This window comes from Hyphococcus sp. D3-15 (genome assembly GCF_055809375.1).
Window position 1 is genome coordinate 2,946,813 of sequence record NZ_CM147910.1, and the last position, 16,517, is coordinate 2,963,329.

A 16,517-nucleotide genomic window follows, 5' to 3' on the forward strand; every position below is an offset into this window, starting at 1 on the left:
CGCTATTCCCAACTGCCGCCAAGGGCGAGATTGAGGTTTACCCATTGTTCAAGACGTGCCCGCTCGACCGTCACAAGATTGCTGTCGGCGTTGAAAGTTCTTTGCTGGATTGTCAGCACATCCAGCAAATCGGTCTCACCTTCATTGTGACGCAGATGGGCGATGCGTAGCGCCTCGTTCGCTTCAACCGCCGCTTCTTTCAGGGAGGCCGCGCTTTCGCGCAAGACGGCGCTTTGATCGAGCCCGGTTTCCACTTCCTGAAACGCATTGAGCGCCGTTTGGCCATAGGCGGCGAGCGCCTGCTTCTGTTCCGCCGTGGATATTACAAGCTGCGCCTTGCGCGCGCCGCCGTCGAAAATGGGCGCCAGCAAATTGCCGCCGACGGTCCATGCGACATTCGCAGGATTTAAGAGATTTGCAAGCTCGCTAGACGAACCGCCAAGGCTGCTCGTAAGGCTGATCGCGGGCAGCCGCGCGGCTTTCGCCTGATCTAAATTATTGAACGCCGCAGCGACCTGCCTTTCCGCAGCGACGATGTCCGGCCGGCGCTCCAAAAGTTCGGACGGCGTTCCGGCCGGCGGCGGCGGCGGCGTCGCCGGCAAGCTATTGCGTACGTCAAGATCGGCGCCCGGGTAACGGCCCAACAGCACTTCAAGCGCGCGCAGTGCGTCGCGCTGCGCGCCTTCAGCCGCCGTTAATGTGGCGTTCGCCGTCGCCAAATCCGACTTTGACAGGGCCAGCTCCTGCGACGTCGCGAGACCCTCCTTATACTGCACATTGACGATGCGGCGCGTTTCGGTGAGCGCGTCCACGGCTTTGCGGGCGACGGCCGACTGCCTGCCGGCTTCTATGGCCAGAAAATAGGCGCGGGCGATGGTCGCTGCGAGAGAATGCTGCGAGAAACGATAATCCGCCTCGACGGCTTCCGCGCTGGCCGCGGCCGTCTGCTCGCCGGCTCGGATGCGCCCCCACACATCAAGCTCCCAACCAACCTGCAGTCCGGCATTCGCGCTGCCGCGGCCCTGACCGGCGCCGGTCACGCCGCCCGATTGGGCGCCGCCGCCTGTGAGGTTCGCCTGCGGTTTGAGGCCGGCGCCCGCCTTTCTGGTCAGCGCCCAGGATTTCTCAACATTCGCGGCGGCGGCCTGTATGTTTCTGTTATGGACTTGTGCCTCGCGCACCAGGGCGCTCAAGGTTTCATCGCCAAGGGCGTCGATCCATCCGACCTCAACGTCGCCGACTGACTCCTGCGCCGCCGCCCAGGCCTTTGGTACAGCCGGCAGGCTCTGCCGCGCCGCCGCGCTCGTTTCTTCGCGAGAAGTTATTGACGCACAAGCCGTAAGCATAACGGTGCTTGCCGCAAGCAAGAATAGTCTAGTGCTTTTCATAGAGGCCCCCTTAGGCCGCAGCGACTTCGCTGCTGCGAATGTTGAAAAAGATGGCGTAAAGAACCGGCGTGATCACCAAGGTGATCAGGGTCGCAAAGGTAAGGCCGAAGGCTAGAACGACGGTCATGGATTTGAAAAACGCATCAAAATAAAGCGGGATGACGCCCAGCACAGTCGTAAAAGCGCCAAGGGTGACAGGGCGCAGACGGCTCGCCGCAGACTCGGTCAGTGCGTCAAACCTCGGCTTTCCTTCCGCGATCAGATTATCTGTATGATCGACCAGCACGAGCGAATTCTGAATGAGCAGACCCGAAAGGGAGAGCAGCCCTAATATGCCAATGAACTCCAGCGGCGTTCGCGTAATCACAAGACCGATCACGACGCCGACAATGGCGAGCGGGACCACCGACCAGATGATGACCGGCTGACGGATTTTGTTGAACAACAACACGACCACGAGAACCATGGCGAGAAGCCCGAGCGGAATGGTCGACGCAAGATTGCTGTTCGATTCCGCCGACCTGCCGGCCTCGCCATCCCATTCAAGCGTGTAGCCATCCGGCAACGTAATCGCCTCTATTTTCGGCCGGATGCGTCCGAGAAGAGCACTCGCCAGTTCGTCGGGCTTTGGATCGCATTGCGCCTTAATTGTGAGCACTCTGTCTTCACGCAACAAACGCGGATCGCGCCAGACTGTCCGGATATCGTCAACGGCCTGGAACAACGAAACCGTGCGGCCGCTTGTCGGGCTCAAGATCTGGATATTGCCGATATTGGAGAGACCCTGCCGCTCGCTTTCCGGCGCACGGGAGATAATCGGAATCAAATCCTCGCCCTCGCGATAAACACCGACGCTTTTCCCGGAAAAATTGGCATTGAGCGCATTGGCGAGGTCTTCGCGCGAAATGCCGACCCGTTGCGCCTTGCTGGCCGAATAGATCGGCTCAATGACGCTCACCGGTCTGCGCCAGTCATCTTTTATGGAGCGCGCGCCGCCATCCGCCGCCATGATCGCTTTCGCTTCATTGGCAAGCTGTCGCAGCACGGCCGGATCAGGTCCTTTAAACGTCGCTTCTATTTTGGAGCCGCCGCCCGGCCCGAGGACGAACCGCCAGGCTTTGCCCTGTCCGTCCGGGAATTGCGCATTCAGGAACCGGTCTATGTCTGCGATGATACGGTCATTCTTTTTATAGTCCGACGTCTTGATCAAAAGCTGACCATAGGCCGAGCTCGGCGATTCAGCGCCGTAGACCAGCATATAGCGCAGCGTCCCGCCGCCGATGAGGGATTGCACATGCTCGACGCCTTCCAGCGTCCGCACATAGGATTCAAGCCGCGCCACATCCGCTTCTGTGTGCCTGATATCAGCGCCTTCGGGCTTCCAATAGTCGACCACCACTTGAGGCGAGGTGGAGGCCGGGAAGAAACCCGACTTCACGAACTGAAAGCCCCACAGAGCCGAGGCGAAGACCGCAATCGTCGCGGCGACTACGATCCAGCGCGCATAGATTGCGGATTGAATGAAGGCTTTATAGGCGCGGAAAAAGGCGCTGTCCTCTTTCGCGGTCGCTTCTGCCGCCGCCTTGCTTTCGTCGAACCACACATAACAAAGCAAGGGCGTGATGGTGAAGGCGAAAAACCAGCTCAAACCCAGCGCAATCATCACGACCCAGAACAAATCGCCGGTATATTCCGCCGTGTCGCCCGGGGCAAAACCAATCGGTGCGAAGGCGATGATCCCCACCAACGTGCCGCCAATGAGCGGCTTCATGTTTTTCGCTGCAATTTCTTTTATGACCTCAAGCTTGTTGCGCCCTTGCCGGACGCCAACGAGAATGCCGTCCGTCACGACAACGCCATTGTCAACGAGCATGCCGAGCGAGATGACAAGCGCGCCAAGCGATATCCGGTGCATGGGGATTCCGCTCAACTGCATGATGAAGAGCGTCGCCGCCATAGTCAGCAGAACCGTCACGCCCATGATGACGCCGGATTTGAAGCCCATGAAAATCAGCAAGGTGAGAAAGACAATGACAAGCGCTGCGACGACATTCATCGCGAAATCTTGAATCGCTCCATCAACAACTTTTCCTTGGTGGTAATATTCGTGCAGCTCCACGCCGATCGGCCGCTGGCTCTCTATCTCTTTCAGCTTTGCATCAATCGCTTCGCCGAGCTTTACGACATTGGCGCCGGACACGTTCGAAACGCCGATGGCGAGCGCCGGCGCGCCGTCATACCGGATCATAAAAGACTCCGGCTCCTTTAACCCGCGCGTGACGGTCGCGATATTTTTCAGCCGCAATACGCTCCCTTCGGCGGCATCGCTGATAATCAGATTTTCGATAGCCTCAACGGACGTGACTTCAGCTGTCGGGTTTATGACAAGGCGCTCGCCACTCAACACGACATCGCCGGCGGCGACGACGGAATTCTGCTGGGAAAGCGTATTGTAAAGATTGTTCAGAGAAACGCCGAGCGCGGCGGCGCGTTCGCGCGACACCTCGACATAGATCGCTTCCTGCGGCGCGCCCGAGATGGCGACCTTCGCCACGCCCTCGACCTGCAGAAGGTCTTTCCTCAGCTGTTTCGCATATTTGTTCAATTCGGCGAGGGAATACCCCTCCCCTGTCATCAGATAAAAAAGCCCATACACATCGCCGAAATCGTCATTCACCGTTGACGTTCCCGCGCCGGGCGGCAGAGCGCTTTGAGCGTCGTCGATCTTGTTTCGTAGCTTTCCCCAGATCACCTGAAGGTCGGACTTTGAGCGCGAAAATTCATATTTGATATTGACGCTGATCTGCGAATGGCCTGCCGATGAGACAGACTCGACGGATTCGACTTCCTGTAATTGCTGGATTGCGGTCTCCAGAGGTTCCGTCACTTCATTTAAAACTTCCTGCGGCGACGCCCCAGGATAGGAGGTGTCCACACGGGCGACCCGGATTGTGTATTCCGGGTCTTCAAAGCGCGGCATGTCCTGATAGGCAAGCCAGCCGCCTGCCAGGGAAAAGATGACGACAAGCGCGCTGACGAGCGGGTTTTTGATAAAGAATTCTGCGATGTTCATGGGGGCTGCGCCTTATTGGTTCCAAGGGCGCAGTTTCATGCCCTCATGAATAAATGATCCGCCTGCGGCGACAATCGTCTCACCGGCTTCAAGCCCGCCGGTGACGGCGACGTTTTCGCCGAGATTGGAACCGGTCGTTACAATTCGCTTTGACACCGTCATATCGTCCGGACTTGTCACCCAAACGAAAAGCTCGTCCCCTTCAACATTGATTGCAGAACGCGGAACGGCGATCCCGCCGCGAACGCTGTCAGCAAGTTCCGACAATTCGAGTTCGGCTTTCAATGTCGCCGTCATGCCCGGCAAAATCAGAAGATCCTCAGGCGGCGTAAAGCCGAAACTCACTTCATAGCTTTGGGTGGCGGGATCCGCTTCGGCGCTCGCTTCTTTCAGCGTCGCCGGCAAAGCCCTGTCCGGCGCCGGGTCGAGAATGACCTGCGTCGAGACAGGCTTGAATTGCGGCACATAGGCTATGATATTCGCCGGAATGTTGATCAGAACCTCAACGCCCTCGCTTTGCAGTATGGCGACCGGCTCCAGCGGCTGCACATTCTGAAACTGTTTGACATAGACCGTTGAAATCACGCCCGAGTAAGGCGCGACAAGGGTGGTGTCGCTCAACGCTTTTTCGGCGCTGTCGAGTGCGGCTTTCGCAATGTCCCGTTGCGCCCGCCGCGCTTCCAGCACGCTTTTTGAAATGGCGTCCTGTTCAGCGAGGCGGTGTGCGCGCTGATATTCGGATTCGGCGTTTTGATATTCAGATCGCGCCTGAGCGACCTTGTTTTGATAATCGCGTTGGGCGATCTGTCCGATGATTTGTCCCTGTTCGACTTCGGCGCCTTCAAACACGTCAAGACTTTCAAGACGGCCGCCGACTTCATACGCAAGTTGCGTGGAACGCGACGCGCGAACCACCGCAGGAAATTCGATCGTCCGGCGATTGCTGGCGGCTTCGACGGTCATCAGCTTCGCGGGACGCACGGCCGGTTCTGACGGCGCTTCACCTTGAGGCGAACACGCGGCCATGAAGGCCGCGCAGCTTGCGAGGCACAGATTACGATAGCGCTTCTTGCTCATTATTCTCTCTCCGGTTTGCCAAACGCAGCAAAGGTCGTCTTTCTGGCTGCGCTTTATGCGCGCTAACGACTGTGTGATATTTGCTCTGTTATTTCGGCAGATGCTGGGCCGCGCTGAAATTGTTGTTCAGCGCAGCCTGAAACGCGCCTGCTCAGCAGCTCCGACCGGCTCGGCCGGCGAGTTCATCCTGAGTAAGTTCGCCATCGCCATTTTCGTCCGCGTTATCGAAACCCGTCATGGGCGCGTCGATGAACTCGGACCGGCCAAGCCCGCCATCGCCGTTCTCATCGAATTTCGCGAGCAGCGGTTTGAATTTTTCAAAGTAGCGATCGCTGAAACGGCGCGGCGCGTCTGACGGATCAGCGACGCCGTCGCCATTACGGTCAAGCCGCGAGAAAGCTTCGCTTCGCATCTCGCGGACTTCGTCTTTTGTAATCACGCCGTCGCCATTAATATCGGCTTTTGCATAGAGTTCTTCACCGTCAACACAGCTTGACGCTTGAGCGGCGCCGGCGCTGGCGACGATAAGAGTGGCGATGATCGTGGTAATTACAGTCTTCATTGGGTTTCTCCATTTGTTATGAATGCCGGCGACATGCCGGCTCATGTGTTTGCCCGGCCTATGTGGCGGGCAAACATTTCCGCAATTTGCCCGGCGGCCGGTTTTTCTTGTCAAAATGTTGCAGAGACCGTCGAAGCGCTGGCGAAGCCTGCCTTATTGAGGCCGAACTATTTTCTTATTACGCCCCTGCCTTTCGTCAGTAGTCTGTCGAGTCAAGGTCGACTAAAGGGCCCCGCGCCGAGCGCAGGATAGCCCTGCCTCACTATTGTTTTTGAAGGACAGATTCAGATGAACATTACGAAGCGCAATCTATGCTGCTTGTGCGGTCTCGCCTTTGTTGCGGCGGCCTGCACGACAGTCCATGACACGAACGAGGCCCTTCTCGAAAAGCCCATCAATTGTTCGACGGCTGATGAAGATATTGCGGCCCTCGCCGCGGCGATCCCCGGAAGGCGAGCGCGTGTGCGGGCAGCGCTCGGCACGCTGACGCCGGTCGGCGTGGCGACGGGGGTCGCGACAAGGGACTATCGGGATCGCGCGCGCATGGCGACCGGCCGGCTTGAAAAAGACCTGAACAACAAGATCGCCGATATCTACGAGCAGTGCGGCCAGGGCGGCTAAGTCATAGCGCTGGCGAACGACCGGCTCACTGTCGAGCAAAAATTGCTCTTAATGAACGCGGCGCGACGCCGGGAAAATGATCGACGCCCGCAATCCGCCGCCCGGCCGGTTTGACAGGACAATATCTCCGCCTTGCGCCCTGATCAGCGCCCGCGCAATGCCGAGGCCAAGCCCGCTGCCGCCAGTTTCGCGGCTGCGCGATCCCTCCAGCCGAAAGAACGGTTCGAAGACGGATTCTAATTGCTCTTCGGGAATCCCCTCGCCGCTATCCTCAATGCGAATTTCGAAGCCTCTGTCTGAGACATGACAGCCCAGACGGGCGCCGCCGCCATAGCGACGGGCGTTGTCGACGAGATTATTGAGCGCCCGCATCAATGCGTGCGAGTCAGCAGCGATCAGGAAGTCTTCCGCCTTGTCCGCATCGTCAATTTGCAGACCTTCCGGCGCATCAGCAGCATATGACTTCGCAAAGGCGCCAAGATCGACCAGTTCCTGCTGGGCCGCCGGCTGATCGGATCGCACATAAGTCATCATATCTTTAAGCAGCGTTTCCATCTGATCGAGATCGCGCGTCATCGCGCCCACATCCAGGTTCTCCGGCTGGTCAAGACGAAGGCGCAAGCGCGTGAGACTGGTGCGCACATCATGCGAAATGGCGGAAACCATGCGCGCCCGCTCCGCAACCAAGGCCTTCACGCGCTGTTGCATGGCGTTCAGCGCACGCGCCACGCGCCTGACTTCTTCCGCCCCTCTCTCGCGCGCAGGTTCGGGATCGATGCTGGCGCCAAACCGTTGCGCTGAAACCTCAAGTTCACGCAAGGGTTTCATCGCTTGTGCGATCAACAGCGCCATGATGGCGGCGATCGAAACTACCGCGAGTAGCAATACGACGAGATAACTGCGCGGCCGCGAGGAAATCAGCGACGCGGCGGAGAACACCATCGAGAGCACCTTGCCGTCTTCCAAAGCAACAGAGACCTCAAGCGCGGCGAATGCTCTTGAGACACCGTCCTCTCGATAAACACCGATCAGCTTATCGCCTGAAAGATAGCGGAAACGAATATCGCGATCCGCCAATATCGCGGCCACTCTCGAGCTGCGCGACAAAAGGCGCTCGCGGTAGTTGGAGCGATATTCGGCGTTTTCCGGGAACGCAGCGCTGATGCGGGCGGCGCGGGACGGCCCGCCAAAGGCCGCGAGCGACTGTTGAAGCGCTTCCGGCCTCACGCTTTCCGCGAGGAGCGCCATTTCGGCAACGGGCTCGGCGAAATCCTCCAGCGCGAACGGCGTCAGCCGAAGCATCGTTATTGTCTGCAAGGAACCCAGCATGACCAGGAGCAACCCGAAAAGCGCGCCCAATGCAACAACCAAAACTTGCGTGAAAAGCGAGGTTCGGAATGGATTCAATTTGCGCATCAGTCTGACGCCTGCGCGCGTGCGGCGCGCCCGCCGCTGACTTTTTCAACAGCCCCGGCGAAAGCGTAGCCAATGTTGCGGACTGTTTTGATATATTGCGCATGGCGCGCATCGCTCTCGATTTTCCGTCGCAAACGGCTGATCTGGGAATCGATGCTGCGATCGAATGGTCCGGCGACGGCGCCGCGCGTCAAATCGAGAAGCTGATCGCGGCTTAGGACGCGCGGACTATGTTCCACCAGCGTCTGCAGCAAGGCGTATTCGCCCGACGTCAACGTCACCCGCGCGCCGTCCTTGCGCCGCAGCTCGCGCTCGTCAACGTCAAGAATGAACTCGCCGAAAGCGTATTGTTCCGGAAGACGGTGAGTCTCGCCCGGCAGGAGCGGCGGCGCCCGGCGAAGCACGGTCTTGATGCGGGCGACGAGCTCGCGCGGATTGAAGGGCTTTGGCAAATAATCATCGGCGCCGATTTCCAGGCCGAGGATGCGGTCAATATCCTCGCCCATGGCCGTCAGCATGATGATCGGCACGCGCGAATCCCGGCGAAGGCGCTGGCAGAAGGTCAACCCGTCTTCGCCCGGCATCATGAGATCAAGCACGATAAGGTCGAAGCGGCCTTCCGACAGCGCTTCATCCGCATGCGCCGCGCTTCGCGCGCTGACGGCGACCATGCCGTTGCGTTCCAACAGGTCAGAAACGAGCTTACGGATCTCTCCGTCGTCGTCCACAATAAGAATACGGGGCGCGCCCTTGATCTGGTTCATGGGGACGGGTTTAGCCCATTTCCGGGCCTGTTTGCAGGGCTATTTTTGTGACGAATTGTGGCGGCGGCCCGCCCCCGGCGCCAATCGTCACGCCCCCCGATCCCTCTCTCATACTCTGGCAATTTCTCTGTGGCGACTGCGCCGGCAGTTAGACAGAAAGGTTATTTATGCCACATCATCACCACAACAAGCCTGCGCTATGCGCGGCGCTAGCCGGCGGCTTCATGTCATGCACGGCGTTCATCTTCGCGGCAACACCGGCGAATGCTCAACCGCTCCTCCCTACCGCCGGACCGGAATACAGCGCCGTCGGTCTCACCGAGTTTGCGCCGAGCATCTCAGGAGATGCGGGGTCGATTTCGCCGTCAGCCTCCACACCCCGCATGCCTGACGCCAGCATATTTGCAGAGGGTTCCGATCATAGGTTCGTTCTCGACAATCCGATGGCTCAAGCTGTCCCGCTTCCCGCAGCTATTGCCTCGCCGGCCGCAAGGAGTTTTCAAGAGTCTTCCGCTGGCGCCGTCGAATACACTCTTTTAGGCGACGCCCTCCAGGACTCCGGGCCGCTCACCGGTTTTGCCGGCATAGACGCCCGCACGCGCGATGACAGCGATTGGAGAACCGCTATCGATACGGTATTCGCCGGCGCCAACATTCAACGTCCTTCGGGTGAACAAGACGCCTCGACTCACTTTTATGGACTTCATGAAAACGCCGTCGTCTACGGAGAGAATACAAATGAGCTATCGTCACTTTACTATCGTCCGTTGACAGAACGCTTTAATCTGACGGTGCGCTCCTATGTCGGATATGAAGACGCCAGCCCCGGCAACTCTGATCCAATTCCCTATACCGGCATTGGTTTGACGATCTCGCGCGAGGCGTGGCCGAAATAATTCGCGCCTCTGCAACATTCAGTGACAATTTCGTCGTCCCGAAGCAACTCCTGGCAACACGCCAACATTACAAACTCCATGCCTCAGACGAGGTCTGAGACATTAAACAGATGGAAGAAAGGATCACTGCTGAAATAAAACGCCTGCATGTTGCTCCGACGGACGACCCCGATGTTTCTCTTTTCCGACTGCGGGCAACCTATTCAAAACATTGCCGCCTACCCCAAGGGCGGCTTATGCGGCGCGCACCGTCCTTGCCCCTCCCTCTCCGAGACGGTGCGCGCCCTTATTCGCTGAAGATTTTACCTAATATAAAACATCCGCGCCGATGCGACTCTCTACCGGTTATTCGTGACTAGACTCCCGTGAGGTGTGAAGCGGCCGTAATTCACATCAACGCATTCAAGCCGGCGTTTCAACACACCGCATGTTTAATCGATAAACATTTATCCCCGGCAGCCTTTCCGTGTGCATACATACTGCACACACTGTTCCAAAAGGCGTTGAAATCGTTACTTGGTCCGCGCCATCCATCAAAGGCAATACAACTTCTTGCTGCTTTATCGATTGTCATGCATTTAGCTTCAGCCATGCTGGCAATGACTTTTCTTTAAGGCTCGGCATAGAAAGTATACTATTGAAGGACGAAAGAAATTTCCGTGACTGGCCCTTCTCGTCGCAAATTGTCTCCGTTTGAAGAACTGGCGAGTCTCGAACCACTTATTAGCGTGCTCGGATTTCGTCTGTCGTCAGACTCTTCAAAAGCACCTCAACCAAGCATTGGGTCACCCAGGCTACAATGAACATGTATTTGTAAAGTAATTCGGATTTCAGTATGCGATTAGCGACCCAAATGTTGAAGCCATTACTTGTTTTGAATCATGCGGCAGAGCAGCTTTTGAAGAACGATTTTGAGTCGAAACCGCGCTAGCGCGCCAGCTATACGCACGTAATGGTTCATCCCTTGGGGCCAAGCCGGTTTTGAGCCGTTGTTACGCTATACAAAAAACTCACAGCCGACTGAGCCGCCAGCCGATTTAAACCAGCGCATTGTTCATACGAACGAGCGGCCCGCAGCTTCATGAAACGGAAGCAAGATTTGCAGACCGTTTTTTCGAAATTGCGGTTGCAAATCATTCGCATATAAGTTAGCCAGCATTGCGACTGATTATTAATTGCGTTTTAGGGGGCTTAATGTCACTTACATCCACCCTGCCGTTCCGGCGCGCGCTTCTGGCCGCAACCATGCTCACCACGCCCTCTGTGGCGATAGCCCAAGAGCCGGCCAGTTCACCCACAGACGAAATCGTCGTGACCGGGCGGTTCCAGAATTCGCTGGTGAACCGGCTGCCGATCGAGCCCGAGAAGCTTCCCTTCTCGCTCTCCGTCATCGACGAAGCGGCGATGGAGGAAAGAGGGTTTTTCAATCCATTGGATATTCTTGAAACCGTTCCAAACGTCGTGCGCCGGCAAACCCAGTTGCTGCCCACGGGCGGGTCCTACCTGATCCGCGGGCTATACGGCACGGTTCTGACGAACAACCGCCCCGAAAACGACAGCCGCGGCGCCGGCCGCCGCGACATGTCGCAGATCGAACGCTTTGAAATAGTCAAAGGCCCGGCTTCAATCCTGCTCGGTCCGGTCATTCCCGGCGGCGTCATCAATCAGGTGACGAAATCGCCGCAGGAAAACGATTTCATCGACCTGACAGCCCGCGGCGGCAGCTACGGCACCTATCGTCTGGAAGCAGATGCAAATGCGGGCGCGCTGCTTGGTTCGGAGATATTCAGCGGGCGGATCACGCTCGCTTATGAGGACCAGCAAAGCCCGCAAGACCCGGAGGAAACCAAGACATTCTCCGTGCGCCCCGTGCTGGAAGCGAACTTCAGCGACCGCACCCGGGCCCAGGCGTCGGTCTCCTATACCAAGCGGGACAGCGTTCCCGGTTCCGGCTTTCCGGTTTATACGGATGGCACAGTGCCCGACGTCTTCGATGCGGAAACCTATTTCGGCGTTCCGTCCGAACAGAAAGGCAAAGACATATATGCCGACGGCGAAGTTCAGCACGAATTTCTCGACAATCTGAAGCTGGTTGTGCGCGGCAGCTATCAGGATACGGATTTCGACTATCAGACGAGCCAGAGCGGCTACAATTATTCCGGCGGACGGGGCTTCGGCTCCGGACAAACGGAAGCCTATGTCTATTACTCACACGGCTACCGCGACACCAATGTCGCCTATGGAGACGTTCAGCTTGTGGGCGGCTTCGACGCCTTCGGCCAGCGCCAGGACTGGGTGATCGGCTCATCGGCGCAATGGACCAAGTTCGCCAGCTATTGGGGCTTTGGCGGCGTTCTGGGCGTGGTCGACATCACGGACTTCGATGCGGCGACCTTCGGGGTCCCGGATTTCGACAGCATTCCGCTATCTCCCTATGCTGATCGCGAGGACGAGCTGTACTCGGTCTACGCTGAAACCAACCTCCGTCCCACCGACCGGCTGACGATCGCCGCCGGCGCACGCTACGACGATTATGAAGTCACGAATCTGGCGACGGGCGACAAAACCCCGTCCGACGACGTAACCTTCCGCGTCGGCGCCAGCTATGAGCTGCTAGGCGGTTTCAACGCTTATTTGAGCTATGCTGAGAGCTTCATTCCGCAATCGGGAACACGGAGAAGCGGCGATCTCATCGAACCGGAAACAGCGGTCAACTATGAGATCGGCCTCAAGGGAAGCGTCTTCGACGACAGGGTGACGCTAACCGCCGCGGCCTTCGCCCTCACCCGGCAGAATGTGGCGACGACCGATCCGAGCAATCTTCCGGGCGATCCTCCCTATGTCATCGCCACGGGCGAGCAGGAACACAAAGGCTTCGAAGCCGCGGCAAGTATTGACGTGACGCCTGCGCTGAAACTCGACCTCGCTTACGGCTATGTCGATGCGGAAATCACGGAAGTCATCGCCGCCAGCGCCGGCCAGGACGCAGGCGATCCTGTCGCGCTCGTGCCCCACCACACGTTCAGCGCCTTTGGCGCCTACACAGTGCAAGACGGACCGCTTGCCGATCTGCGGCTGGGCCTTGGCCTGCGCGGCATCTCGGAACGCCCGGCGCCGCGTTTCGGCATCGACTATGAAGGCTACACGCTGGTCGACGCGGTAGTCTCCTATCCGGTTTCCGAAACATTCAGCGTTCAGCTCAATGTGCACAATCTCCTCGACGAGGAATATCGCGAAAGCATAGGATATTCGACGGGCACGCCTGCAACCGGAAACCGCTTCGGCAATCCGCGCTCGGCTTATTTGACCGTGCGGGCGCGCTTCTAGCGAAGCGCATGGCCGGCGCCGGGAAAACACTCTACGACAAGGGCGTCGCCTGCGAGGAAGCAGGCGACGTTCCCGGCGCATTTGAAGCCTATCGGCTTTCGGCCAAGGCCGATCCGCGCATTGCCGCGCCATATGTGGGGCTTGCGAGAATCCTGACGCGCAATCACCAGCGCGCCGAAGCCATCGCCTGTCTCGAACGCGCCATCGCCTGCGAGCCCTCCAACGCCGAAATTCGCACCCTCATGGGCCGCACTCTCGCGCTCGACGGCAAGCTTGAGGCGGCGATACGCCATTATGAATCCGCCCTCAGAACGGGCAATCCGCCAGACAGCGCATCGACAGGGCTTGGCGCCGTTTACGAAGATCTCGGCGACCGCGCCGCGGCCGCGCAGATCTACCGGAGCCTGCTCAAGCGCAAGCCGCTCGATCCCGAGGGCCTTGCAGGACTTCTCGGCGTTGCTGAAGGCGACCTTCTGGAAGAGACCTTTGCAGTTGCAGGCACGAGGTTGGAGGCTGCGCCGGATCCCGACGCTGCGCTGATCGGCTACGCGCTTGGCAAGGCGCTGGCCCGCAATGACAGACATGATGAAGCCTTCGCTTCATGGTCGGCTGCGAACGCTGCGCGCCGCCGTGCGACAGGCCCGTTTGATCGCAAGTCTTTCGATGCGCGCATTGACAGATTGATTGAGATTTTCTCGCCGGATTTTTTGCAGCCCGGCGGGACTGGGGAGACCTTTCAGAGCGCCCTGTCTTTATTGTCGGATTGCCGCGCTCAGGCACGACCCTGACGGAACAGATCCTCGCGGGTCATCCCTATATTTACGGCGCCGGCGAGCTCGATCTCCTCACCGACATGGCGACGGGAACGCCGGACCGTCTCGGCCGGACCGAGCCGGCCTGGCCGGAAGCGGCCATGGAGCTGGATGGAACCCACATTGCGGCCATCGCGCGCGACCATCTGAACCGGCTCGACATGCTGGCCCCGAAAACGGCCCGCAGGGTCATCGACAAACAGCCGCTCAATTTCTGGCATCTCGGCCTTGTGGCCCTCGCCTTTCCCAATGCCGGCATTATTCACTGCACGCGCGATTTGCGCGACAACGGCCTGTCGATATTCGCCGAGAACTTCACGCCGGAACAGCGCTGGGCGACGGACCTTTCAGATATCGCCCATTACTGGCGCGGCTACCGCCGCCTGATGCAGCATTGGCGGGACGCAGCGTCCCTGCACCTCATGGATACCTCCTATGAAAGCATGATCGGCGATGTCGAAGGGACGGCGCGCAGTCTGGTCGATTTCCTCGGCCTGCCCTGGGACGAACGCTGCCTCGCTTTTCATAAGAGCGAACGCGCAGTGCAGACGCCGAGCCGCTGGCAAGTGCGCCAGCCCGTTTACACCACATCTGTAGAACGCTGGCGGCGTTATGAACCGATGCTCGGCGAGCTTGCGGCTGCGCACAAGGAAGGGCGGACATGACTTTAACGCTTCCACGCTGGGCGCGGGTCATGCTGCGCTTCCTGCTGGCGTTCGTTGGCGGCTATCAGCTTTCCGTCGGAATGGCGACGCTGCTCGGCGTTGCGTTGACGCTCGCCTTCGGCGGCGTGCGGATGGACGCTTATTTCGCCGCCGGAATTTCATTCAGTCTTTTTTATTGCGGCATCCTACTCTGGGCGTTCAGTGAACGCCGTCTTTGGATAATCGCCGCTGTGACGATAGTCGGCGCAACAATCGCCTTCGCAGCAGCAAAGGCTTTAGAGCCCTCGATCCCGATCCCGAGTTAGGAACTTCGCGCATGCCCCCTCCCGCCATTCTTGACGAGAGCCGCGGTCTCAGGCCCGCGATGAACTGGTTGCACACCTGGTTAGGCGCCGTCGTGGGCGCGCTTTTGTTCATCATCTTCTGGACCGGGACCTTGTCTGTTTTCGACCGCGAAATCGACCGCTGGACGATGCCGATGTCGCGGGTCGAGCCGAAGCCGCTCATGGATCTCGATGCATTGCCGGCGGTCATGAAGGAGAACTATCCCGGCGCCGCCGTCTGGACCCTCGATCTGCCGACAGCGCGCACGCCGGCGCTCGAAACCTATGTCCGCACCGAGGACGGGTCCAATTTATGGGAGTTTCTCGATCCCGCGACCGGCGAAAACTACGGCGAGCCCGGCACAAAAGGCGGAACCGGCTTTTTCTACCGGTACCATTTCACGCTTCATCTGAACATGTTCAGCCTCGGATTAATGATTTGCGCCGTGGCGGCGCTCATCATGATGGCCCTTTGCATATCCGGCGTCATTATCCACAAGAAGATTTTCATAGATTTCTTCACCTTGCGCGCCGGATCGAAGTCCCAGCGCACCTCGCTCGATGTTCACAATCTCAGCGGCGTGCTCGCCCTGCCTTTTCATCTCGTCATCTCATTTTCCGGCATCGCCATGTTCGGCATGATGTATGTGCCGGCGGCGCAGTCAGTTATTTTCGAGGGCAATCCGGAAGAAGTCAGCACAGGCTATTTTTCACGAGCCGCTTCCGGCGAGCCTGGCGGCGAGGTCTCTACCCTCGTTCCGATGTTCGAAACTGCGCGTGCTGCCTGGAACGGCGACGAACCAAAACGCATCCGCCTCCACCATCCCGGCGACGCAAACGCTTATTTCGAGTTGCAGCGGTCTTCAAAAAACAGCGTCGCTTATCGGTACGATTCCATCTGGTTCGACGCCGCCACCGGCGAAATGTTGTTCAAGACAGACAATACCGTTTCTACAGAGATCTATCACACGATTGCCGGGCTCCATCTGGTTCAGTTCCGGCGCCTCGTGCTGCGATGGCTTTATTTCATATCGGGCCTTGCAGGCTGTGTGCTGATTGCGACCGGATTTATGTTCTGGGTGGAATCGCGGCGCAAAAAATATGCAAAGAACAGCATGCGCGGCATCAGGCTCGTGGAAGGTCTCGCCGTCGGGTCGGTTACCGGCGCGCTCATCGCCTCCGCCGCTTTCATGATCGCCAATCGCGTGTTGCCTCTCGGCGTCGCCGAGCGCGACGCTATTGAAGTCTGGGTGTTCCATATCGCCTGGATCGGAGCGTTCGTGCACGCCTTTATTCGTCGCGGGACTGCCTGGCGGGAGCAATGCTGGGTGATCGCGGCGGCATGCCTTGCGGCGGTGTTGTTGAACGGCCTGACGACGGGCGACTGGATACCGGCGGCCCTCGCCCGCAGCCAGTTCGGCGTCGCCGGCGTCGATATGTTCATGCTGACCGCCGCCGCCATATGCATCTATTCAGCGCTCAGGCTGAACGGTCGCCCTTTGTCAGGAGCAACCCTCGCCTCCGGATCGGCAGACACAAGATGACGGAAACCCTTGTCTACATTTCAATACTGCTGACATCCTTCGCAGGTTT

General features: G+C 58.6%; 13 protein-coding genes. 7 read left to right on the plus strand and 6 right to left on the minus strand.

The genetic code is table 11. The features are described from left to right. Positions 1-2: 2 nt before the first annotated feature. From AC0L8G_RS14640 to AC0L8G_RS14655, 4 genes are all read right to left on the minus strand, one after another. On the minus strand, positions 3-1,388 hold the full coding sequence (locus AC0L8G_RS14640) for an efflux transporter outer membrane subunit (protein WP_473384916.1): 1,386 nt from the start codon (positions 1,386-1,388) through the stop codon (positions 3-5). A 10-nt stretch (positions 1,389-1,398) separates the two neighbouring features. Next, positions 1,399-4,461, minus strand: a complete 3,063-nt coding sequence (locus AC0L8G_RS14645; protein WP_473384917.1) for an efflux RND transporter permease subunit — start codon at positions 4,459-4,461, stop codon at positions 1,399-1,401. A 12-nt stretch (positions 4,462-4,473) separates the two neighbouring features. Next, entirely contained in the window at positions 4,474-5,538 is a 1,065-nt protein-coding gene (locus AC0L8G_RS14650; RefSeq protein WP_473384918.1) for an efflux RND transporter periplasmic adaptor subunit, read from the minus strand. 151 nt (positions 5,539-5,689) lie between these two features. Further along, complete coding sequence (locus AC0L8G_RS14655) at positions 5,690-6,100, minus strand: EF-hand domain-containing protein (RefSeq protein WP_473384919.1); 411 nt, start codon at positions 6,098-6,100, stop codon at positions 5,690-5,692. 288 nt (positions 6,101-6,388) lie between these two features. Here AC0L8G_RS14655 and AC0L8G_RS14660 point away from each other — a divergent pair, with 288 nt between their 5' ends. Next, the gene (locus AC0L8G_RS14660; protein WP_473384920.1) at positions 6,389-6,721 is read left to right on the plus strand and encodes a hypothetical protein; all 333 of its coding nucleotides are present in this window, start codon (positions 6,389-6,391) and stop codon (positions 6,719-6,721) included. Positions 6,722-6,769: 48 nt separating this feature from the next. Here AC0L8G_RS14660 and AC0L8G_RS14665 read toward each other — a convergent pair whose 3' ends face one another. Both AC0L8G_RS14665 and AC0L8G_RS14670 read right to left on the minus strand, forming a co-directional pair. Further along, a complete protein-coding gene (locus AC0L8G_RS14665; protein ID WP_473384921.1) occupies positions 6,770-8,137 on the minus strand; it encodes an ATP-binding protein in 1,368 nt (455 codons plus the stop codon). Then, positions 8,137-8,901: a response regulator gene (locus AC0L8G_RS14670; protein ID WP_473384922.1), complete on the minus strand. Its 765-nt coding sequence runs from the start codon at positions 8,899-8,901 to the stop codon at positions 8,137-8,139. The genes AC0L8G_RS14665 and AC0L8G_RS14670 overlap by 1 nt, the downstream gene beginning before the upstream one ends. A 167-nt stretch (positions 8,902-9,068) precedes the next feature. On the opposite strand from AC0L8G_RS14670, the gene AC0L8G_RS14675 reads away from it, so the two are divergent. The 6 genes from AC0L8G_RS14675 to AC0L8G_RS14700 all read left to right on the plus strand — a co-directional run bounded on the left by AC0L8G_RS14675 (position 9,069) and on the right by AC0L8G_RS14700 (position 16,468). Further along, a complete protein-coding gene (locus AC0L8G_RS14675) occupies positions 9,069-9,797 on the plus strand; it encodes a hypothetical protein (protein ID WP_473384923.1) in 729 nt (242 codons plus the stop codon). A 1,194-nt stretch (positions 9,798-10,991) separates the two neighbouring features. Beyond that, on the plus strand, positions 10,992-13,124 hold the full coding sequence (locus AC0L8G_RS14680; protein ID WP_473384924.1) for a TonB-dependent siderophore receptor: 2,133 nt from the start codon (positions 10,992-10,994) through the stop codon (positions 13,122-13,124). 8 nt (positions 13,125-13,132) lie between these two features. Then, positions 13,133-13,912: a tetratricopeptide repeat protein gene (locus AC0L8G_RS14685; RefSeq protein ID WP_473384925.1), complete on the plus strand. Its 780-nt coding sequence runs from the start codon at positions 13,133-13,135 to the stop codon at positions 13,910-13,912. Beyond that, positions 13,888-14,601, plus strand: coding sequence for a sulfotransferase family protein (locus tag AC0L8G_RS14690; RefSeq protein ID WP_473384926.1), 714 nt, complete (start codon positions 13,888-13,890; stop codon positions 14,599-14,601). Before AC0L8G_RS14685 ends, AC0L8G_RS14690 begins: the two co-directional genes overlap by 25 nt. Further along, positions 14,598-14,906, plus strand: a complete 309-nt coding sequence (locus tag AC0L8G_RS14695) for a hypothetical protein (RefSeq protein WP_473384927.1) — start codon at positions 14,598-14,600, stop codon at positions 14,904-14,906. The genes AC0L8G_RS14690 and AC0L8G_RS14695 overlap by 4 nt, the downstream gene beginning before the upstream one ends. Positions 14,907-14,917: 11 nt before the next feature. After that, positions 14,918-16,468 carry a PepSY-associated TM helix domain-containing protein gene (locus AC0L8G_RS14700; protein WP_473384928.1) on the plus strand — a complete coding sequence of 517 codons (1,551 nt, stop codon included), beginning with the start codon at positions 14,918-14,920 and terminating at the stop codon, positions 16,466-16,468. Positions 16,469-16,517: the final 49 nt, after the last annotated feature.

Bases quoted from the DNA above. Each gene is read 5' to 3' on its own strand.
- AC0L8G_RS14670 (WP_473384922.1), bottom strand. From the start codon at position 8,901: ATGAACCAGATCAAGGGCGCGCCCCGTATTCTTATTGTGGACGACGAC.
- AC0L8G_RS14675 (WP_473384923.1), top strand. From the start codon at position 9,069: ATGCCACATCATCACCACAACAAGCCTGCGCTATGCGCGGCGCTAGCC.
- AC0L8G_RS14640 (WP_473384916.1), bottom strand. From the start codon at position 1,388: ATGAAAAGCACTAGACTATTCTTGCTTGCGGCAAGCACCGTTATGCTT.
- AC0L8G_RS14700 (WP_473384928.1), top strand. From the start codon at position 14,918: ATGCCCCCTCCCGCCATTCTTGACGAGAGCCGCGGTCTCAGGCCCGCG.
- AC0L8G_RS14660 (WP_473384920.1), top strand. From the start codon at position 6,389: ATGAACATTACGAAGCGCAATCTATGCTGCTTGTGCGGTCTCGCCTTT.
- AC0L8G_RS14680 (WP_473384924.1), top strand. From the start codon at position 10,992: ATGTCACTTACATCCACCCTGCCGTTCCGGCGCGCGCTTCTGGCCGCA.
- AC0L8G_RS14650 (WP_473384918.1), bottom strand. From the start codon at position 5,538: ATGAGCAAGAAGCGCTATCGTAATCTGTGCCTCGCAAGCTGCGCGGCC.
- AC0L8G_RS14665 (WP_473384921.1), bottom strand. From the start codon at position 8,137: ATGCGCAAATTGAATCCATTCCGAACCTCGCTTTTCACGCAAGTTTTG.
- AC0L8G_RS14645 (WP_473384917.1), bottom strand. From the start codon at position 4,461: ATGAACATCGCAGAATTCTTTATCAAAAACCCGCTCGTCAGCGCGCTT.
- AC0L8G_RS14685 (WP_473384925.1), top strand. From the start codon at position 13,133: ATGGCCGGCGCCGGGAAAACACTCTACGACAAGGGCGTCGCCTGCGAG.
- AC0L8G_RS14695 (WP_473384927.1), top strand. From the start codon at position 14,598: ATGACTTTAACGCTTCCACGCTGGGCGCGGGTCATGCTGCGCTTCCTG.
- AC0L8G_RS14655 (WP_473384919.1), bottom strand. From the start codon at position 6,100: ATGAAGACTGTAATTACCACGATCATCGCCACTCTTATCGTCGCCAGC.